At 40.4% G+C, this 18,379-nt stretch carries 15 protein-coding genes; 2 read left to right on the forward strand and 13 right to left on the reverse strand.

Features of this window, described 5'->3' with window-relative positions; all coding sequences use genetic code 11:
* Positions 1 to 77 precede the first annotated feature (77 nt).
* The 13 genes from trxA to ABRT01_RS04675 all read right to left on the reverse strand — a co-directional run bounded on the left by trxA (position 78) and on the right by ABRT01_RS04675 (position 15,956).
* Positions 78 to 392: a thioredoxin gene (gene trxA / locus ABRT01_RS04615; RefSeq protein ID WP_269412045.1), complete on the reverse strand. Its 315-nt coding sequence runs from the start codon at positions 390 to 392 to the stop codon at positions 78 to 80.
* 255 nt (positions 393 to 647) lie between these two features.
* Positions 648 to 1,628, reverse strand: a complete 981-nt coding sequence (locus tag ABRT01_RS04620; protein ID WP_269412044.1) for an electron transfer flavoprotein subunit alpha/FixB family protein — start codon at positions 1,626 to 1,628, stop codon at positions 648 to 650.
* A gap of 30 nt (positions 1,629 to 1,658) precedes the next feature.
* Positions 1,659 to 2,432: an electron transfer flavoprotein subunit beta/FixA family protein gene (locus ABRT01_RS04625; RefSeq protein WP_269412043.1), complete on the reverse strand. Its 774-nt coding sequence runs from the start codon at positions 2,430 to 2,432 to the stop codon at positions 1,659 to 1,661.
* Positions 2,433 to 2,449: 17 nt separating this feature from the next.
* Positions 2,450 to 3,223 carry an enoyl-CoA hydratase gene (locus ABRT01_RS04630; protein WP_269412042.1) on the reverse strand — a complete coding sequence of 258 codons (774 nt, stop codon included), beginning with the start codon at positions 3,221 to 3,223 and terminating at the stop codon, positions 2,450 to 2,452.
* A gap of 76 nt (positions 3,224 to 3,299) precedes the next feature.
* A complete protein-coding gene (locus ABRT01_RS04635) occupies positions 3,300 to 3,884 on the reverse strand; it encodes a fatty acid metabolism transcriptional regulator FadR (RefSeq protein WP_269412041.1) in 585 nt (194 codons plus the stop codon).
* A 122-nt stretch (positions 3,885 to 4,006) separates the two neighbouring features.
* Entirely contained in the window at positions 4,007 to 5,701 is a 1,695-nt protein-coding gene (locus tag ABRT01_RS04640) for a long-chain-fatty-acid--CoA ligase (protein ID WP_269412040.1), read from the reverse strand.
* 312 nt (positions 5,702 to 6,013) lie between these two features.
* The gene (locus ABRT01_RS04645; protein ID WP_269412039.1) at positions 6,014 to 8,362 is read right to left on the reverse strand and encodes an endonuclease MutS2; all 2,349 of its coding nucleotides are present in this window, start codon (positions 8,360 to 8,362) and stop codon (positions 6,014 to 6,016) included.
* A 76-nt stretch (positions 8,363 to 8,438) separates the two neighbouring features.
* Positions 8,439 to 10,157, reverse strand: a complete 1,719-nt coding sequence (polX, locus tag ABRT01_RS04650) for a DNA polymerase/3'-5' exonuclease PolX (protein ID WP_269412038.1) — start codon at positions 10,155 to 10,157, stop codon at positions 8,439 to 8,441.
* A gap of 173 nt (positions 10,158 to 10,330) precedes the next feature.
* Positions 10,331 to 10,900 (reverse strand): CvpA family protein, encoded by a 570-nt coding sequence (locus ABRT01_RS04655; RefSeq protein ID WP_269412037.1) that lies wholly within the window; start codon positions 10,898 to 10,900, stop codon positions 10,331 to 10,333.
* Between the two features lie 2 nt (positions 10,901 to 10,902).
* A complete protein-coding gene (zapA, locus tag ABRT01_RS04660) occupies positions 10,903 to 11,166 on the reverse strand; it encodes a cell division protein ZapA (protein ID WP_269412036.1) in 264 nt (87 codons plus the stop codon).
* A 172-nt stretch (positions 11,167 to 11,338) separates the two neighbouring features.
* The gene (pheT, locus tag ABRT01_RS04665; RefSeq protein ID WP_367746405.1) at positions 11,339 to 13,777 is read right to left on the reverse strand and encodes a phenylalanine--tRNA ligase subunit beta; all 2,439 of its coding nucleotides are present in this window, start codon (positions 13,775 to 13,777) and stop codon (positions 11,339 to 11,341) included.
* 13 nt (positions 13,778 to 13,790) lie between these two features.
* Positions 13,791 to 14,825 carry a phenylalanine--tRNA ligase subunit alpha gene (gene pheS, locus ABRT01_RS04670; RefSeq protein ID WP_269412034.1) on the reverse strand — a complete coding sequence of 345 codons (1,035 nt, stop codon included), beginning with the start codon at positions 14,823 to 14,825 and terminating at the stop codon, positions 13,791 to 13,793.
* Between the two features lie 393 nt (positions 14,826 to 15,218).
* Positions 15,219 to 15,956, reverse strand: coding sequence for a TrmH family RNA methyltransferase (locus ABRT01_RS04675; protein WP_269412033.1), 738 nt, complete (start codon positions 15,954 to 15,956; stop codon positions 15,219 to 15,221).
* A gap of 94 nt (positions 15,957 to 16,050) precedes the next feature.
* On the opposite strand from ABRT01_RS04675, the gene sspI reads away from it, so the two are divergent.
* The gene (gene sspI, locus ABRT01_RS04680) at positions 16,051 to 16,278 is read left to right on the forward strand and encodes a small acid-soluble spore protein SspI (protein WP_269412032.1); all 228 of its coding nucleotides are present in this window, start codon (positions 16,051 to 16,053) and stop codon (positions 16,276 to 16,278) included.
* Between the two features lie 452 nt (positions 16,279 to 16,730).
* Positions 16,731 to 18,341: a flagellar basal body-associated FliL family protein gene (locus tag ABRT01_RS04685; RefSeq protein WP_269412031.1), complete on the forward strand. Its 1,611-nt coding sequence runs from the start codon at positions 16,731 to 16,733 to the stop codon at positions 18,339 to 18,341.
* The last annotated feature ends 38 nt before the right edge of the window (positions 18,342 to 18,379 follow it).

An 18,379-nucleotide genomic window follows, 5' to 3' on the forward strand; every position in this document is an offset into this window, starting at 1 on the left:
CTCTTTAAACGCAAGACATCCCCTGTCACAGCAGTAACAAGGGATATTTTGCACCTTATATCATACTTTTCCATCGATTAAGCATGTTTATCAATTAATTCAACCAATGCTTCTTTCGGTTGAAAACCAATTACCTGGTCAACTACATTCCCATCCTTGAACAGGAGTAACGTTGGAATACTCATAACACCATATTTACCGGCTGTTTCCTGATTTTCGTCTACATCCAGCTTTACGATTTGAACTTTATCACTCATTTCACCATCAATCTCTTCCAGAACCGGTGCAATCATTTTACAAGGTCCACACCACGGTGCCCAAAAATCAGCCAAAACCAAGCCTTCTGAGGTTTCTTTTGTGAAATTCTGATCGGTTACATGTACAATTGCCATTCATTTCCCTCCTTATCTTACTTCTGGTTAGAGTATACCATCGTTATGATCCGGTAGCTAATAGTTTGCTTATCGGTTCCTGCATTATACAGGTTTTAATGCTCGAGGAGTCTGAACATCATCGCCCAGATTCCCCAATCAACGCACATTGTCTTAAAATCAGTAAAAAGGGATAAAATTCATGGTTTTTATTCAGCTTATACCAGGAAAGTCCCCGTCCGGCTCCAGCTTCCAGCGGACGCTTACGCCTTTGTTTTATGAAGGCACTTTGACCTTTTTGATTTCTTCAATCAGTTTTGGAATAACTTCAAATATATCGCCGACAATACCATAATCAGCTACATTAAAAATGTTTGCTTCCGGATCTTTATTAATGGCCACAATTACCTTTGAATTGGACATTCCCGCTAAATGCTGAATGGCTCCGGAAATACCACAGGCAATATATAAATCAGGGGTAACCACTTTACCGGTTTGCCCAATTTGCAAGGAGTAATCACAATAATCCGCATCACACGCGCCACGCGAGGCACCTACCGCTCCACCTAACAAATCTGCAAGCTCTTGTAATGGTTTGAATCCTTCCGCACTTTTCACACCGCGTCCGCCGGAAACAATTACTTTTGCTTCGGACAAATCAACACCTTCTGATGCTTTTTGGATCACATCTTTAACCACTGTACGCAGGTCAGTAATCTCAACATCTTTTGCTGTCACTTCGCCACTGCGGGATTGATCCCGGTCAAGTGCAGCAATATTATTTGGGCGAATCGTCACAAAGGTAACATCATCGGTTATCACTTTCTTTTCAAAGGCCTTTCCGGAATAGATTGGCCGAATAAACGCAACCTGATCACCATTTATTTCAATATCGGTCGCATCGGAAATCAAGCCAAGTTCCAGCTTACTGGCAATCTTAGGAGTTAAATCCTTGCCAATGGCCGTATGCCCCATTACAATTCCATTCGGAGATTCATCATCGATAATAGCCATCAATGCTTGACCAAAACCTTCAGGGGTATACGTTTTTAACTTTTCATGTTTAACTGTCACAGCCCGATCCGCACCGTAATAGATCATTTCATTTGCTTGTGCTTCCAGATCACTGTCGCCACAAACAACACCAACGATTTCTCCATCCGGGTTGATTTTTTTTGCAGCTGCAATTGCTTCAAAAGTAACGTTACGCAATGAACCATCTCTTGTTTCACCAATTACCAAATATTTATCACTCATGATTTGCATTCTCCCTTCTATGTTAAGTTCCTACAGTACCTTTGCTTCATTTTTAAGTAACGATACTAGTTCCTGAACCTGATCATCAAGTTCGCCTTCTAATACTCTGCCAGCCTCTTTTTCCGGGGGTAAAAATATTTCAATTGTTTTTGTCTTTGGTTCTAATTCATCTTCGTCCAAATCAAGGTCATCAATTTCCAGTTCTTCCAGTGGCTTTTTCTTTGCTTTCATAATTCCCGGTAAGGAAGGATACCTCGGGTCATTTAGGCCTTGCTGGCAAGTGACAAGAACAGGCAAACTTGTTTCAATTTTTTCCACGTCACCTTCAACATCTTTATCAATGTACGCAGTATCGTCCTCGATTTTCAGGCTGGTAATTGTGGTGACAAAAGAAATTCCCAACCGTTCTGCAAGCCTTGGTCCAACTTGACCGCTTGCTTCATCGATGGCCACATTACCGGCCAAAATTAAATCGGCTTCCTTATCCTCGAAAAACGCTTCCAAAATTTTAACTGTGGTAAATTGATCCCCGTCTTCCAAATCATCCTCTGTATTAATCAGAACAGCTTTATCAGCACCCATTGCCAATGCCGTACGGAGTTGTTTCTCTGATTCTTCATCACCGATCGTGATAACGGTTACTTCACCACCATGCGCATCCCGCTGATTAATAGCCTCTTCAACTGCATATTCATCGTACGGGTTTATAATGAATTCAACCCCATCATCTTCAATGCGGCCATTGGAAATGGCTATTTTTTCTTCAGTATCAAAAGTCTTTTTTAGTAATACATAGATATTCATCAGAAATCCTCCTTCGTCTATTTATCTTGAAAGTTAGGTTTACGTTTCTTTAAAAAAGCTGAAACGCCTTCCTTTGCATCCTCTGAATCAAAAACTTCACTAAAAGCCTTAGCTTCAGCATTCATACCATCTGTAAAACTTTCTGTAACGGAATAAGGAATTAATTTCATTATCCGGTCGATCGTCAGCTTGCCTTTAGAAGCTATTTTTTCCGCTAGTTTGATAGATTCTGTAACAACAGCATTTTCGTCCACAACACGGTTAACAAGACCAAATGACAGAGCTTCTTTGCCACTGATCGGCTCAGAACTCAGAATCATTTCATAGGCCTTGGCTGTGCCAACATAACGCGGCAAGCGCTGGGTTCCTGCAAATCCGGGGATGATACCTAGTGTTAACTCCGGCAATCCCAGCTTTGCATTTTCAGCCGCAATTCGCATGTGACAGGCCATAGCGAGTTCTAAACCCCCGCCTACAGCGGCTCCATGGATTGCTGCAATGAATGGAATCCCAAAATGCTCGATCCGTTCAAATAAATGCTGTCCTTTTTCGGAAAACGATTGATACTCAGATATCTGTTGAAAGGAAGAAAACTCTTTTACATTAGCACCGGCAGAGAAAAATTTCCCCTTTCCTGTTAAAACAACCACCTTAATCGTTTTATCTTTTTCAATTTCATCCAATTTTTCTGATAGTTCATCCAACACTGAAACAGATAAAGCATTTGCAGGTGGGCTTTGAATGGTTAATATAGCAACATGATTTGTTACTTCATACGTTAAAGCTCCCAATTTTTTATACTCCCCCTTTTACAAGTATCATAACAGAAAATGATTGGAGTAACTAGCCAAAAGTGAAAGCGCTTTGTTATTCATCCATTAATCCATGGATCAATAATCCGTGAACTTGGGGTGCTTGAGCCACCAAATCATATTTCTGCTCATTCATCACCCAGTTGGTAACAATTTCATCCATTGTGCCAAATATCATTTGCCTGACAAGTGGAAGATTCATGTCAGAACGAAAAATTCTTTCATCGATACCCTCGGAAATAAGTTGATCAATAACCTCCAAATACGGCTTTAATACGTTATTAATCTTTAAGCGCAGATCCTTGTTCGACTGACGCAATTCTAATTGGGTGACAATTGCCAGATGATGATCTTTTGCCAATTGATGAAAGTGCATTTCGATTAATGTTAACAATTTTTCACTGGCAGTTTGTTTCTTATTAATAGCTATAGCGATTTGTTCGATAAACTGCCCCATTTTTTCCTCAAAGAGGGAAACAAGAATATCTTCTTTATTTTTAAAATATAGGTAGATTGTACCGTCAGCAACACCGGCCTTTTTGGCAATTTTAGATACTTGCGATGCATAATAGCCATTTTCTGCAATGACGGCAACAGCTGCGTCAATGATTTGTTTGTATTTCGGTTTATTTTTTTCCATGTCTATCTCCTTAGCAGATCACAAATGAATGAATGGTCATTCATTTATAATTTTAGCTTGTTCCCCGGATTCTGTCAATCATCACCTTGTCCATCTCCCAGCCTGCCAATCTGTTCGTGCATTTAAACTGTTTTGCTGTCCTTCTGTACCTTCTCCTTTTCTTCATCAACCAATTTTCGTCTGAGGATTTTACCGACGGCTGTCTTTGGCAATTCATCACGGAACTCATAAATTCGTGGTACCTTATAAGCAGCCAAGTGTTTGCGGCAATGATGATTTAATTCCTTTTCAGTCAGTTGATAACCATCCTTCAAGACAATATATGCCTTAACCGTTTCGCCACGATAGGCATCGGGAATCCCGGCAACAACAGCTTCTTGAACCCCCTCGTGTTCATAAAGCACTTCTTCCACTTCACGCGGATAAATGTTATATCCGCCGGCAATAATCATGTCTTTCTTCCGATCAACGATATAAAAGTAACCTTGTTCATCCATATAACCGACATCACCCGTTAACAGCCAGCCATCTTTTAGAACTTGGTTTGTTTCATCCGGTTTATTCCAATAGCCTTTCATCACTTGTGGACCTTTGACAACCAATTCTCCTGTTTCACCAACTTTCACTTCATTCATTTCGTCATCCACGATTTTGGCATCGGTGTCAGGCCATGGAATACCGATACTCCCATTCACACGTTGACCCCAGACTAAATTCGCGTGGGTAACAGGAGATGATTCGGTTAAACCGTATCCCTCCACTAACTTACCAGCTGTAACGTCTTCAAATTGTTTCTGAACATCCGTTGGAAGCGGTGCTGAACCGCTGATACACGCTTTGATTGAGGATAGATCATATTTATTTAATTTTGGATGATTTAATAGACCGATATAAATGGTAGGTGCCCCAGGGAATAACGTTGTTTTTTGTTTCTGGATCGTTTTTAGAACCTCTTCCGGATCAAATTTTGGCAGCAATACCATTTTCGAACCGAACATAATGGACATATTCATCACGGCTGTCATCCCATAAACATGAAAAAACGGTAAAATACCCAGAATAACTTCTTTCCCTTGTTCTGCCTTGTACAACCAGGTTTGACACATTTGCACATTTGCAACCAGATTATAATGAGTCAGCATGACACCTTTTGGAAAACCGGTTGTCCCACCTGTATATTGGATTAACGCCAAATCTTCTTTTGGATCAACAGTCACTTCCTGGTAATTTTCAGAAGTATGTTCCATAATCAATTCCCAAACATGTGTATTTTCCGATTGCTCTGGTTTTACAACCATGTTATATTGTTTTTTCTGGATAAAAGGGTATGCCGTATTTTTTGGAAATGGTAAATAATCCTTTATTCCCGTTACGATCGTATGTTGAAGCTGTGTTGCATGCTGTACATTCATAACGGTTGGCAGTAATATATCCAGACAAACAATCAGCTTGGCTCCGGAGTCATATAACTGATATTCCAATTCACGCTCCTTATATAATGGGTTTGTCTGTACAACCGTTGCGCCTGCCATTAATGCACCATAATAACTGATAACCGATTGGGGAGAGTTTGGCAGCATAATTGCTACACGGTCTCCTTTCTCAATTCCCAATCCCTGCATGTAGCAGGCCATTTTCTTTGCTTGGTCATACAGTTCTTGAAAGGACAATTCTTTACCCATGAAGTGAAGCGCTTTCTTTTTCTTGTAACGCTTGGCTCCTTCCAGCAAAAAAGCATGTAAAGGCTTGTCATCATAGGTAATGGTTGTCGGAATATCGTCAGGATAATGCTTATACCAACGTCTTTCTTTCCCCATTTAATCTCCTCCTTGCGTAATAGTAGATGTTCAAAAAGTCCGGTAAAAATAATGTTTCAGGATAAGGGAATCTTCTGCTATAGTCACCCACGTCCTGTGGGCAACGCAGAAGAGCCATATCATGTAGAAACCCGCACTTATTTCTATTATACGACTTATTTATATTTTTTGAAATATATTTGATTAAAATCGGAGAAGTTATTTTTCTAAATCAGATAAACAATCCCTATAATCACAAAAACAATTGCAACGACAATTAATACTTTGGCTAATGTTTCCACCTTTCATTCTCCCTCGCACAAATATTTAATTTCAGTTGAATTCAATAATCGTGACGCCGCTTCCCCCTTCCCCAGATCCACCAGGACGACTGTTTTTGATTCTTGGATGTTTTTTAACAAATTCTTTTACCCCTGATCGTAACGCACCAGTACCCTTTCCATGAATAATGGATACCTTGTTATAGCCGGCCAGCAACACATCGTCTATATATTTCTCCAGCTGGGACAGTGCATCTTCATATCGTTCACCGCGTAAATCAAGCTCCGGTTTTACATGATAGCCTGAGCCCTTTACCGTCGCCAATGGCCTTTCTGGCGCTTGCTTTTGGTTGGAAAGGCGTTGTAAGTCATCACGTTTCACCTTTACCTTCATGATGCCAACCTGCACAAGATATTCATCATTACCCGCTTTTTCCAGTACAGTTCCAGGTTGATTCACAGTCAGTAACTTAATATCGTCACCGGGATGCAATTCATTTTTTGTATCTTTGGATTCTTGATGTGTTTGATTTTCCATTTTTTTAGACGAAAGATTAGGTTTTGCATCCTCGAGCATTTTTTTCGCTTCTATCCATTCATGCTCTTTTATGTCAGCATCGTTTTTCATCGAGCGGATTTCGCCGATGATTAATTCTGCTTCCTCTTTTGCCTTTTGTACAGCCTTTTCTGCCTTCGTTTCTGCTTTTTTATATAGTGATTCGCGCTTTTGTTCAAATTGTCGCCACTGTTTTTTTAAATCATTATGGAGTTTCTCTGTTTGCAGCAATATCTGATGGGCTTGTTCATAGTCTTTTTCCGCCTGGAGTTGTGATTGTTCCAATGATGCAATCATATTCTCCACGCTTTTCGAATCGACCCCGACAAGCTCTTTGGCATGGTCTATAATGGCGTCATTCAGACCCAGTCGTTTTGAAATTTCAAATGCATTACTTCGTCCGGGAACACCAATTAACAATCGATATGTCGGCTGCAATGTTTCCACATTAAATTCAACAGACGCATTAATAACACTATTCCTGTTATAGCCGTATGCCTTTAATTCCGGGTAATGAGTTGTAGCAATTACCCTGGCATTACGGGAAATGACTTCATCCAGAATAGCCATCGCCAGTGCAGCACCTTCCTGTGGATCAGTGCCTGCCCCGAGTTCATCAAAAAGAACCAGCGTCTTATCATCAACTTGTTCCATAATTGATACGATATTGGTCATGTGCGAGGAAAATGTACTCAAGTTTTGTTCGATCGATTGTTCATCACCAATATCAGCAAAAACGTGTTTAAAAACAGCCAATTCACAACCGTCAAGTGCAGGGATCTGCAACCCGGATTGGGCCATTAATGTACATAGTCCCACCATTTTCAATGTAACTGTTTTCCCGCCAGTATTTGGCCCGGTAATAACGATAGAAGTATAAGTCTCACCAATTTCTACATCATTGGTGACCACATCATCCGCGGGAATTAACGGATGACGCGCTTGTTTCATTTTAATGATACCTTGATCATTGATTTTCGGCATCGCTGCTTTCATTTGTTTTCCTAATTTTGCACGCGCAAACATAAAATCGATCTTGGCCAATACAGCGATGTTTTCTAACAAAAATGATTCGGCACTAGCAATTTGCCCACTTATTTCCCGTAAAATCCGTTCAATTTCCTGCTTTTCTTTTGCCCTCGTCCCCTGTAATTCATTGTTTAAATCAACCACTGCCCTTGGCTCGATAAATAACGTTTGACCAGATGCGGATTGGTCATGAACGATCCCGCCGATCGAGCCACGATATTCTTGTTTGACGGGCAATACGTACCGATCATTTCGAATGGTAATCAAGGTATCTGACAACATATTGCTTTTTGTTTTTGTATAATGATCTAATTTGTCGCGGACGCGTGATTCATACGTACGGATCGATGAACGGAGTCCACGCAATTTTTCTGATGCGCTGTCCATCACATAGCCGTGATCATCAATGCAGCTCTTAATGTGCCGCTCCAATTCCCGTAATGGGGTGATTTGTTCGGTAAGTGCGGTTAAGATTGGTGGTTCCTCTTCCAATTTTCCAATAAAATCTTTGACTTGCCGGCCGCCGTAGATTGTATCGGCTACATCAAGGCATTCCCCTGTATTCAACATTCCACCGATGACACTGCGCTTTACACTGCCCCTGATGTCTGATATACCACCTAGTGGGATCTTTAAATTTAACCGTTCGACTTGCAATGCTTCATCTGTTTCCTGCTGCAATGTTTGTACCTCGTCCATTTCGGTAACAGGTCGCAAAGAACTCGCCAGCTCCTTACCCAAGGATGTTGCAGCCTGATTCTGCAATTGATCCAGAATCTTATTGTATTCTAATACATGCAAAATTCGTTCGTTCATACATTCTTCTCCTTTTCCAAGTGAGCGTTTTGCTTCACCGTAAGAACCTGCCCAGTTACATATAGATCTGTCCACATTATTTATTCCGGTTCATATAATCCTGTAATCGTGTTTTTGTCCACGTATTGATAATCGTGTCTTTTTGCAGCCAACCCTTTCTCGCCGTTCCAACTCCATAACACATATGTTCAAGCATATGAAAACTATGAGCATCCGTATCAATGGCAATGGGCACGCCGGCATCCTGTGCCTTTCGCACCCATTCCGCCGCTAAATCAAGCCGATTTGGGTTCGCATTGATTTCCAAGGCAGTCTCTGTTTCTTTGGCTCGTTCGATTAACTGATCCAAATCTACTTGATAGCCCTCTCTTTTGCCAATTAGTCTGCCTGTCGGATGGGCGATGAGCGAAACATACGGACAATCGAGGGCTGCATATAACCGTTTCATAATCATTTCCTTTGACTGACGGAAACTGGAATGAATCGCCGCAATAACAAAATCCATTTCCTGTAAAAAATCATTTGTAAAATCAAGTGAACCATCGGGTAAAATATCCATTTCTACACCAGCAAAAATATGGATATCGGGATACTTATTATTTAATCGGGCAATTTCTTCCCGCTGTTGGCGCAATCTTTTTTCATTTAAACCATTGGCAACCCGCAAAAATTTGGAGTGATCGGTAATGGCAATATATTCATACCCTTTCTGGCGGGCCTGGTTTACCATTTCTTCAATTGATTGTGCACCATCACTCCATGTCGTATGCATATGCAAATCACCGCGTATATCCGCTAAGTTTACCAATTCGATATTTTCATTATAATTCTCTATTTCTCCTGTATTTTCCCTTAACTCAGGCGGGATAAAAGGCAATCCAAAATGGCGGAAGAAATTTTCCTCATTTTTAAAAGTAAGGATTTCACCCGTTTTATCATGTTCAATGCCGTATTCATTGATTTTTTCACCTTTTGCCTTTGCCAGTTGCCGCATTGCAACATTATGTTCCTTCGATCCGGTAAAATGATGCAATGTAGAAGCGAATTCCTTTGGTTCTACAATTCGAAAATCGACGTTAATATCATAAACATCATCAAGGGTTACCGATACCTTTGTTTGGCCGCTGGCAATGACCTCTTTGATATTATCTAATTCAAGCAACGCATCCCGAACCTTAAGTGGCTTGCTTGTAGCGATGATAAAATCAAGATCTTTGATAGTTTCCCGCATTCGTCTAAGACTGCCTGCCCGTGAAAAGGTATCAATTTCTGGAATTTCCTTTAAGTCCGCTTCGATTTTCTCTGCAAGCGGGAGCATGATGGCAATTGGTAAACGCTCCGGCCGTTTATTAGCGTCTGCTAAGGCTTTAATAATTTTTTCGACCGATTTTTTTCCGAAACCTTCAAGCATTTCAACTTTACCACTTTCGCAGGCTGCCTTTAACGAAACGGCATCCGTTACCCCAAGCTCCTGATACAATTTTGCCAGTTTCTTGCCTCCTAGTCCAGGCAGGTTTAACAACGGAATCAAACCGGCAGGCACCTCTTTTTCTAACTGTTTTAATGTTTCTGATTCCCCGTGGTTGAGATATTCATGTATTACTGTGCCTGTACCTTTGCCAATTCCTTTTATTTTTGTAAAATCATCTATTTCTGCCAATGAACGATCATCACGTTCAAGCGCTTGTGCTGCTTTACGATAAGCGGAAACTTTAAAGGGATTTTCACCTTTTAGCTCCAGATAAATAGCTATTTTTTCTAGTACATGTAAAACATCTTTTTTGTTTATCGTCATGCTGCTCACCTGCTTATCATCATATCTTCTGTAAATAAAAAGACTGATTCATGAAAGGCCCATACCAATTGTACACAAAATACAAGGCATATTCCTATAATGTGGAATCAGTCGTTAGTGGACGATTATATTGCAATCATGTTTTCCGATTTACACTACATTCAAATCCTGTATTATCCTTTGCTTGGAACCCGATCGATTAGGCCTTCGAGTTGGGAAAACCATAAGTCTTTCAACTGACCCGATAATACCGGGGTATGCTCAATAATCAGCTTGGCAATGAAAGAATCATTGATCCATGACTGAACATTGCCCAATGGTGTCAGAGCCAGGATATATAAAATGACAAATAATATCAAATAGACTTCAACAAACCCAAGGACTGCACCAAAAAGCCGGTTAATCGAATGAAAAACAGGGAGTTCTGCAACAAAATCAAGCATGGATGCAATAATTTGCAAAAGAATTTTTACAGCAAAGAAAATAACCGCGAAGGAAATAGCATTATAGAAAGCCGTTTCCATCGGCTCAGACTGTAAGAAAACTGCCCATGAGCTATCACTTGGCAAATCCGGATAAGGAATCCAAAAAGGTAGCTTTGCTGCCAGATTATCGTAATACAGTGCGGCAACAATAAATGCAATAATAAAACCAACCAAATGGAAGACCTGTAAGATAAATCCTCTTCTTAGTCCCATTAAGAAACCAAAAAGTAATAAAATAATTAAAATGAAGCTAACCATTGCTACTTTTCCTCTTTCTTATTCATTGAACCTAGCAATTTCGCATATTCTTCTTTTAGTTTCAAATACTCATTCATTGAATTCACTGCGGTTAAAACAGCTAACTTTGCTGTATCCAGGTCTCTATTGGCAGCTTGAATTTCACGCATTTTTTGATCCACCAAACTGGCGACGAGCCGAACATGATGTTCAGGTTCTGTTCCAACAATCGTATATGATTTATTATGTATTTCAACCGTTATTCGTGTTTTGTCATTCTGGGTCACACGGCTTCCCCCTCAGAAAAAATTATTCACTTTATCTTAACATGAAGATGGCGTTTAGGGAACTGAAATAATTTCTCTTTTCTGGAATGGTTATACACCTGTAAAGCTTTTTGAACATCCGCTTAAAAAGAAATACCCCAATCCAGCTATACACACTGGACCAGGGCACTATTTACGATCTTACGTATGCATCATATTTTTCGTTAACAGCAGCAATAATCTGTTGGTAGGAAGCTTCTACTTCGTCATCCGTTAATGTCCGCTCCGGATGCTGATAAAGCAACCGGTATGCGATGGACTTCTTGCCTTCTGGTAAACGCTCACCAGTGTATACATCAAAAATCTGAATATCTTTAACCAATTCCTCACCGGTTTGTTCAATCACATCTTTCACACTGTCTGCACGCACCTGTTCATCCAGGACAAAGGCAATATCGCGGATGATGGATGGATATTTTGGAATTTGCTGGTAGTTTGGCACACGAGCATGGGTTGCCAGTACAGTTTCCAGGTTCACATCAAAAACGTAAGTCTCATTTAAATCCATTTGCTGCTCTAGTACCGGATGAACCTGACCAAGAAATCCGATGACCTGTTCTTTGTAAATAAGCTCGGCACATCGACCCGGGTGCATATCCGGCAAAGTTGCCTGTTTGAACGATACAGGAAGACCCAAATAAGCAAACAATCCTTCGATGATTCCTTTGACAACATAAAAATCAACAGTCTTTTTCTCCTGTTGCCACTCTAGTTGTTCCCAAATGCCTGACAATACACCTGCTAAACGCAACTGTTCATCAGGTTGTTTCGTTAACCCTTCCTCATGGGAAATAAAAATGGAACCCAATTCATAATAGGCAATATCGGGCTGATTTCGGGCTATATTATACGACGCAACATGTAACAATTCAGGAAGAATACTAAGCCTTAAATATTTATGTTCTTCACTCATCGGCATGGATAGTTTGACTGGCACCGGGCTGACATCGGCAATTTCCGGGCTGATTAATTTTGAAATATACGCGTCACGTGTCAATGAATAGGTGATTGTTTCCGTTAGTCCGGTACTTTCCATAAAACTTTTTATTTGTCGTTTCAATCGCTGTTGACCAGTTAATCCACCTGCTTGAGATGCTCCCTCTGGCAGTGTATATGGCAGATTATCATATCCATAAATACGTGCCACTTCCTCCAGCATATCCTCAAAAATGGCAACATCAGCTCGACGGGACGGAACCCACACATGAAAATGCTCCTCTGTTTGTTCATATGAAAAACGCAACCTTTCCAGGATACCAGCGATCTCATCAGCCGTAATCTCTGTACCAAGACGTTTATTGATTTCAGCTGTATGCATATCTACTTCTTTTTCAGTATAGTCCAATTCATCCACAATAACCGGATGTTGCAGAACCTTTGCATTTGCATATTGTTTCAACAGCTGACAAGCACGTACACCCGCACGGTAGACCCGTTTTGGATCCACACCCTTTTTTTCATATCGTGTGCTTGCTTCACTACGCAAGCCGGTATCTTTAACCGTTGTCCTTACTGATGATGCATCAAAATATGCAGCTTCAAGAACGATTGTACTTGTATTTTCCTGTACATCTGTATTGGCACCACCCATCACACCGGCAAGTGCAACTGGTTCTGTCCCATTCGTGATGACAAGATGGTGTGGTGATAGTGTTCGCTTTTGACCATCCAATGTAACGATCGTTTCGTTTTCATGGGCACAACGAACGACAATTTCCTTCGTACCCAGCCGATCATAGTCAAAGGCGTGCAATGGTTGTCCATATTCGAGCAGCACATAGTTTGTGATGTCAACCACGTTGTTAATCGGGCGAATTCCCGATGCGATTAAATAATTACGCATCCAAAGAGGGGACGGTTTGATCTGAACATCTTTTACCACGAATGCACCATAATATGGATTTAATTCCTTGGCATCTACCTTTACATCAATATATGCTGAAGCATGCTCATTATCATCAGCTGGTTTGACCGTTTCGTCCGGCAGCTGGAGCGGCTGTTGAAGGATCGCTGCCACCTCGTAAGCAACACCTAACATACTTAGACAATCCGCCCGATTTGGTGTCAAATCCAAATCAAGTATGGCATCATCAAGATTCAAAAGCGGAGTGACATCCTGGCCAATTTCGGTATCATCAGGAAAAACAAATATGCCATCTGCTACGTCTTTAGGCACGTATTTTTCCTGAATGCCCAATTCTTGAAGTGAGCAAATCATTCCGTTTGATTCAATGCCGCGCAATTTAACCTTCTTAATTTTAACGTTACCTGGTAAGACTGCACCCGGTTTTGCGACAGCTACTTTTTGCCCCTGTGCAATATTGGGTGCCCCGCAAATAATTTGCAGCAATTCACTATCACCTGTATCCACTTGACAAAGATTTAATTTGTCAGCATTGGGATGTACCGCACATTCCTTAACAAACCCAACTACAACATTTTTACACGGCTCGGCAACATATTCTATACCATCTACCTCGATACCGCTTTTGGTAATCTTTTCAGCGAGTTCCTCTGGTGAAATATGTTTGATATCAATATAATTTTCCAACCAATTTAACGATACTAACACCTTGTCTTACCTCCTATGCTTGATGAAACTGTTTTAAGAATCGCTTATCGTTTGTGTAGAATTGACGGATATCCCCAATACCATATTTCAACATGGCGATCCGCTCCGGTCCCATTCCAAAAGCAAATCCGGTATATACATCTGGATCATAGCCAGCCATGGATAATACGTTCGGATGCACCATACCAGCACCCAGGATTTCAATCCAGCCGGACCCTTTACATACCGAACATCCCTTTCCGTGACAAACTTTACAGGAAATATCCATTTCAACTGACGGTTCAGTGAACGGAAAGAAACTTGGGCGCAAACGGATTTTTCGATCTGCTCCAAACATTTTTTTGGCAAACCTGTCAAGTGTACCCTTTAAGTCACTCATACGAACATCCTTGTCCACATAAAGTCCTTCGATCTGCGTAAATTGATGGGAATGGGTGGCATCATCGTTGTCCCGGCGATAAACCTTCCCTGGACAAATCATTTTCACACCAGTATTCCCTTGATAGGCGCGCATTGTCCGTGCCTGAACCGGAGATGTATGCGTACGCATTAATAGTTCATTCGTAATATAAAATGTATCTTGCATATCGCGTGCCGGGTGATTTTTCGGCAAGTTTAATGCCTCAAAATTAAAATAATCCGTTTCAACTTCTGGACCTTCACGTACTTCATAGCCCATTCCAATGAACAAATCTTCAATTTCTTCAATGATGCTGGTCAGCAAATGTGGACCGCCAATATTTACTGGGCGACCTGGCAAAGTGACATCAATTGTTTGACTCGCCAGTTGTTGTTCCAGTGCCTGTTGCTCAAGGATTTCATTCTTTTGCTCAATGGCTTCGGTAATTGCCTCCCGTACCCGATTGGCCATCTCTCCCACCACTGGACGTTCTTCCTTTGATAAGCTGCCCATTCCTTTTAAAATCCCGGTAATAGACCCTTTCTTTCCCAAATAAGCCACCCGAATCGACTGAAGCTCTTTTTGACTATCCGTTTCCCGAATACGCTCCAGTGCCTCGGTCTGCAACGCCTCCAACTGTTCCTTCATGCATAATCCTCCCTTTCGAATATGTAAAATCAGCATTTAAAAAGACTCTGTTTTTCCATACAAAAAGCCTCATCCCCCATGAAAAGGGACGAGGCTTTGGTTCGCGGTACCACCCTTATTGACACAAATATATATGTGACCTGCTTAAACTTGATAACGGAAAAATCCGGCATACCTTTACTTATGAACACAGAAATCCAACGACTCCTGGTTTCCAAGGTCCAAGTATCAGCTCCAGAGTGAAATATTAACAAATAAACGGCCGGAAATGCTTACAGTCCAGGACATTTCCTCCCTATGACCGATTCTTTAATTGTCAACAAGCTCTTTCATCGCACTGCTGTTCATTCAAATTTCCTTTATTATAGTCAAAAAAGGTCCAAATTGCAATAGTTAGCTTTGCAAATAATACATTAAAATTCCCGCGGCAATACTGGCATTTAGTGATTCAGCCTTCCCGTAAATTGGGATCTTCACAACATCATCAGCCAAGTTAAGAACATTTTCAGAAATACCTGCACCTTCATTACCAACGATTAACGCTGTTTTTGGTTGCGGTGACAACTCCGAATAAATGGATGCGTTTGTTAGTGCAGATGCCCAAATGGCAAATCCTTCTCTTTTCAAGGATGGGATTTTAGTGACCAGGTTCTCCTGAAAAATCGGAATATGGAAGATGGATCCCTGGGTGGAGCGGATTACCTTTTCATTATAGACATCAACCGTATTATCCCCTAAAATAACGGCATCAAATCCAGCTGCATCTGCGGTACGAATCATTGTTCCAAGGTTACCCGGGTCTTGCAGGGAATCAACCAAAAGAAGTTTTTCGAATGTCCCCCATTTGTATTCCTTCATCCGAACGACTGCAACAATTCCCTGGGGTGTTTTTGTGCTGGAAATTTGTTGGATAACTGCTTGGGAAACAGTGTAATAAGCATACTCCTGAAGAAAATCAGGTACAGGAATACCGTCCTGTAAAATAAGTTCAACAATTTCCCAGTCACTTGCATGAGCCTCTTCAATAAGATGAAATCCTTCAATCAAAAAAGTATGTGTTCCTGTTCGATCTTTCCTTTTCTTTAGTTTATTCCATTGCTTTACTTTATTGTTTTGCATCGACGTGATCATGTACCTACTCCTTATCCGGTTTCCTGTCTATCATACATATTCCGGTTTATTTTGGTCAAACTATACCGCAAAACTATACAATGAGGTGATTGGATTGGATTTAAATTTACGAAAAGCCATTCTTACTAATATTGCATCAAATGATCGGGAACAACTCAAAGATACAATCGTTGATGCTATTCAAAACGGTGAAGAAAAAATGCTACCTGGCTTAGGTGTACTGTTCGAATTAATCTGGAAACAATCAGATCAGGAAGAAAGATTGGAAATGGTCAGCAGCCTGGAACAAGGTGTGAAAGAAGCAACCGATTCGATGTCATAGGTTGATTTGTCAAAAGAATATGAGAAACATTCCGCGTAAAGAGCATTTAACTTTCGCGGAATGTTATATCTTGATTAAGAAAATGTGTTATTATATCTTCCCCCAGGCATCCACGTTCATTGATGGCGATTTTTGTCGGTTCCACCTCTTTTATTTCACAAAAATAATAAAAAAGTCCTAATAAATTTTTCTGCAGTTGTACATATTCCAAATAATAGTTTTATATTTTACATTTTTTCCTACTAAATTAGATATAAAGAACTAATAGTCTGCCTTTGGATCAGAACAAAAACAGGAATTTACGATTAATCAGCTGGATTATATAACTATAACCATTTGACCATTGTTTCCATGAATGATATATAATTATCCGTAGTATTATTTTAATTAGGCTCCGTTCTAAACAATACAATTAATTTAGAAGCATGGAGACAGGGAGGAGAAATGGTATAATGGAGGAAACACAAAACGGGGATCCAGGAAAAAAAGGAATTTCCAAGAAGCTCATTGCCATTATTGTCGTCATCGTCTTATTAATAGGTGGCGGAATTACGGCGTATGCATTATTGACCGGATCCGATAAGGCGCAATACTTTAAAGCCGAAAAAGGCACCTTCGACTTTATGAAAGACCAGCTATCACAACGGTATGAGCCAGAATTGGATTGGAGTAAACAAACAAAGGAAAATCCAACAGAAACAGCGTTCGAATTGTCGGGTGAATATAATAACCCAAGTGGTGGCTATGGAATGATGGATCCATCAGATATTATTAATAACTCCACACTTAACTTAACAGCGCAAACTGATTTGGAGAAAAAGCAGCTTTACACCGATATGAAGGCAAGTGTTGGCGGACTGGAAATCAAAGACTTAAACTTTTACCTTGATGCTGATCAACTGATGGTGGGTCTGCCATTTCTGGATGAAAACTTGCAAATAAAAGACAAAGACGTTGGTAAGCTCATACATGAAGCAGATCCAACATTTCCTGAAGGAGAAACAATTGACTTTGATGCTTTCTTTGAAATGGCAAAAGGTCTGCCGGAAAAAGATGCCGATTACCTGAAAAAAGAATATCTAACCGAAATATATAAAGATCTTCCGGGAGACGCATTTGAGTCAACGAAAGAAACAATTAAAGTGGACGGAAAAAATTTCAACACCAAAAAATTGACGTTCCACTTATCCGAGCAAGAAACGAAAGATTTACTTGTATCCATTTTGGAAAAGGTCCAAGGTGATAAAAAGTTGCAAAAAATCTTTAAAGAACAGATGGAGATCCAAACATTTGGTATTGATCCATCGGCATTTGACATGGATTTCGACGAGAACATCGATTTTGACGAGGCAATTGACAACATGTTTGGAAAAGAGATTGATAAAGGTATCAAAGAAATAAAAGAAGCGCATATCCCAAATGGGTTCACTTCTGACATTTGGGCAAAAAATGACCTGATTGTAAAACGCGATTTTAGTATTGGTGTTGGTGAAAATAAAGATGATACCAATACATTATCTGTTAAAGGTACAAACTTATTAAGTGACACCCAACAAAAATTTGATTATAAGATCACTGGCAGTGACGACACTGACAAGGAAGCAATCACCTTGACCGGGGATTTATCATGGAAGGACAATAAAGCTAATGATTCTATTAAACTAGTGGCTCCTGACGAAACTAAATTGTCCTACCAGGGAAAAGAAACATTAAAAGATGAAAAACGCGACTTTGAACGTGTATTCTCGGTTACTGATCCTTACAATGACAATTATAGTCTGAACTGGTCAGGAAATGCATCTTATGATCATGATAAAATGAGTTCGGAAAACAACTTCTCGGTCGATGCGCCCGATATTAATCAGGATGCATTTAGCCTAACTGTAGCAAAAGATGCCAAAACGATTAAAAAAGTTAAGACACCAGATACTTCAAATGTAAAAGATATTGGCAGTATGTCGATCGATGAAATCGAGGATTACTTCGAGACCGATGTAGCGCCACAATATCAGAAATGGATAATGGGAATTTTAGGAGCTGGCGGCGGGTTAAATGGTTTGTAGACTTTATTAACGCGGCCGGTGTTTAAGAGAGTGTTCAA

Origin of the sequence: Lentibacillus sp. L22 (assembly GCF_040812445.1) — a bacterium.
GTDB classification, from domain to species: Bacteria; Bacillota; Bacilli; order Bacillales; family Amphibacillaceae; genus Lentibacillus_C; species Lentibacillus_C daqui.

Excerpts from the sequence above, each read along its gene's own strand:
- ABRT01_RS04640 (WP_269412040.1), bottom strand. The coding sequence starts at position 5,701 with ATGGGGAAAGAAAGACGTTGGTATAAGCATTATCCTGACGATATTCCG.
- ABRT01_RS04645 (WP_269412039.1), bottom strand. The coding sequence starts at position 8,362 with ATGAACGAACGAATTTTGCATGTATTAGAATACAATAAGATTCTGGAT.
- ABRT01_RS04685 (WP_269412031.1), top strand. The coding sequence starts at position 16,731 with ATGGAGGAAACACAAAACGGGGATCCAGGAAAAAAAGGAATTTCCAAG.
- ABRT01_RS04675 (WP_269412033.1), bottom strand. The coding sequence starts at position 15,956 with ATGATCACGTCGATGCAAAACAATAAAGTAAAGCAATGGAATAAACTA.
- ABRT01_RS04620 (WP_269412044.1), bottom strand. The coding sequence starts at position 1,628 with ATGAGTGATAAATATTTGGTAATTGGTGAAACAAGAGATGGTTCATTG.
- ABRT01_RS04625 (WP_269412043.1), bottom strand. The coding sequence starts at position 2,432 with ATGAATATCTATGTATTACTAAAAAAGACTTTTGATACTGAAGAAAAA.
- ABRT01_RS04635 (WP_269412041.1), bottom strand. The coding sequence starts at position 3,884 with ATGGAAAAAAATAAACCGAAATACAAACAAATCATTGACGCAGCTGTT.
- pheS (WP_269412034.1), bottom strand. The coding sequence starts at position 14,825 with ATGAAGGAACAGTTGGAGGCGTTGCAGACCGAGGCACTGGAGCGTATT.
- ABRT01_RS04655 (WP_269412037.1), bottom strand. The coding sequence starts at position 10,900 with ATGGTTAGCTTCATTTTAATTATTTTATTACTTTTTGGTTTCTTAATG.
- polX (WP_269412038.1), bottom strand. The coding sequence starts at position 10,157 with ATGACGATAAACAAAAAAGATGTTTTACATGTACTAGAAAAAATAGCT.
- trxA (WP_269412045.1), bottom strand. The coding sequence starts at position 392 with ATGGCAATTGTACATGTAACCGATCAGAATTTCACAAAAGAAACCTCA.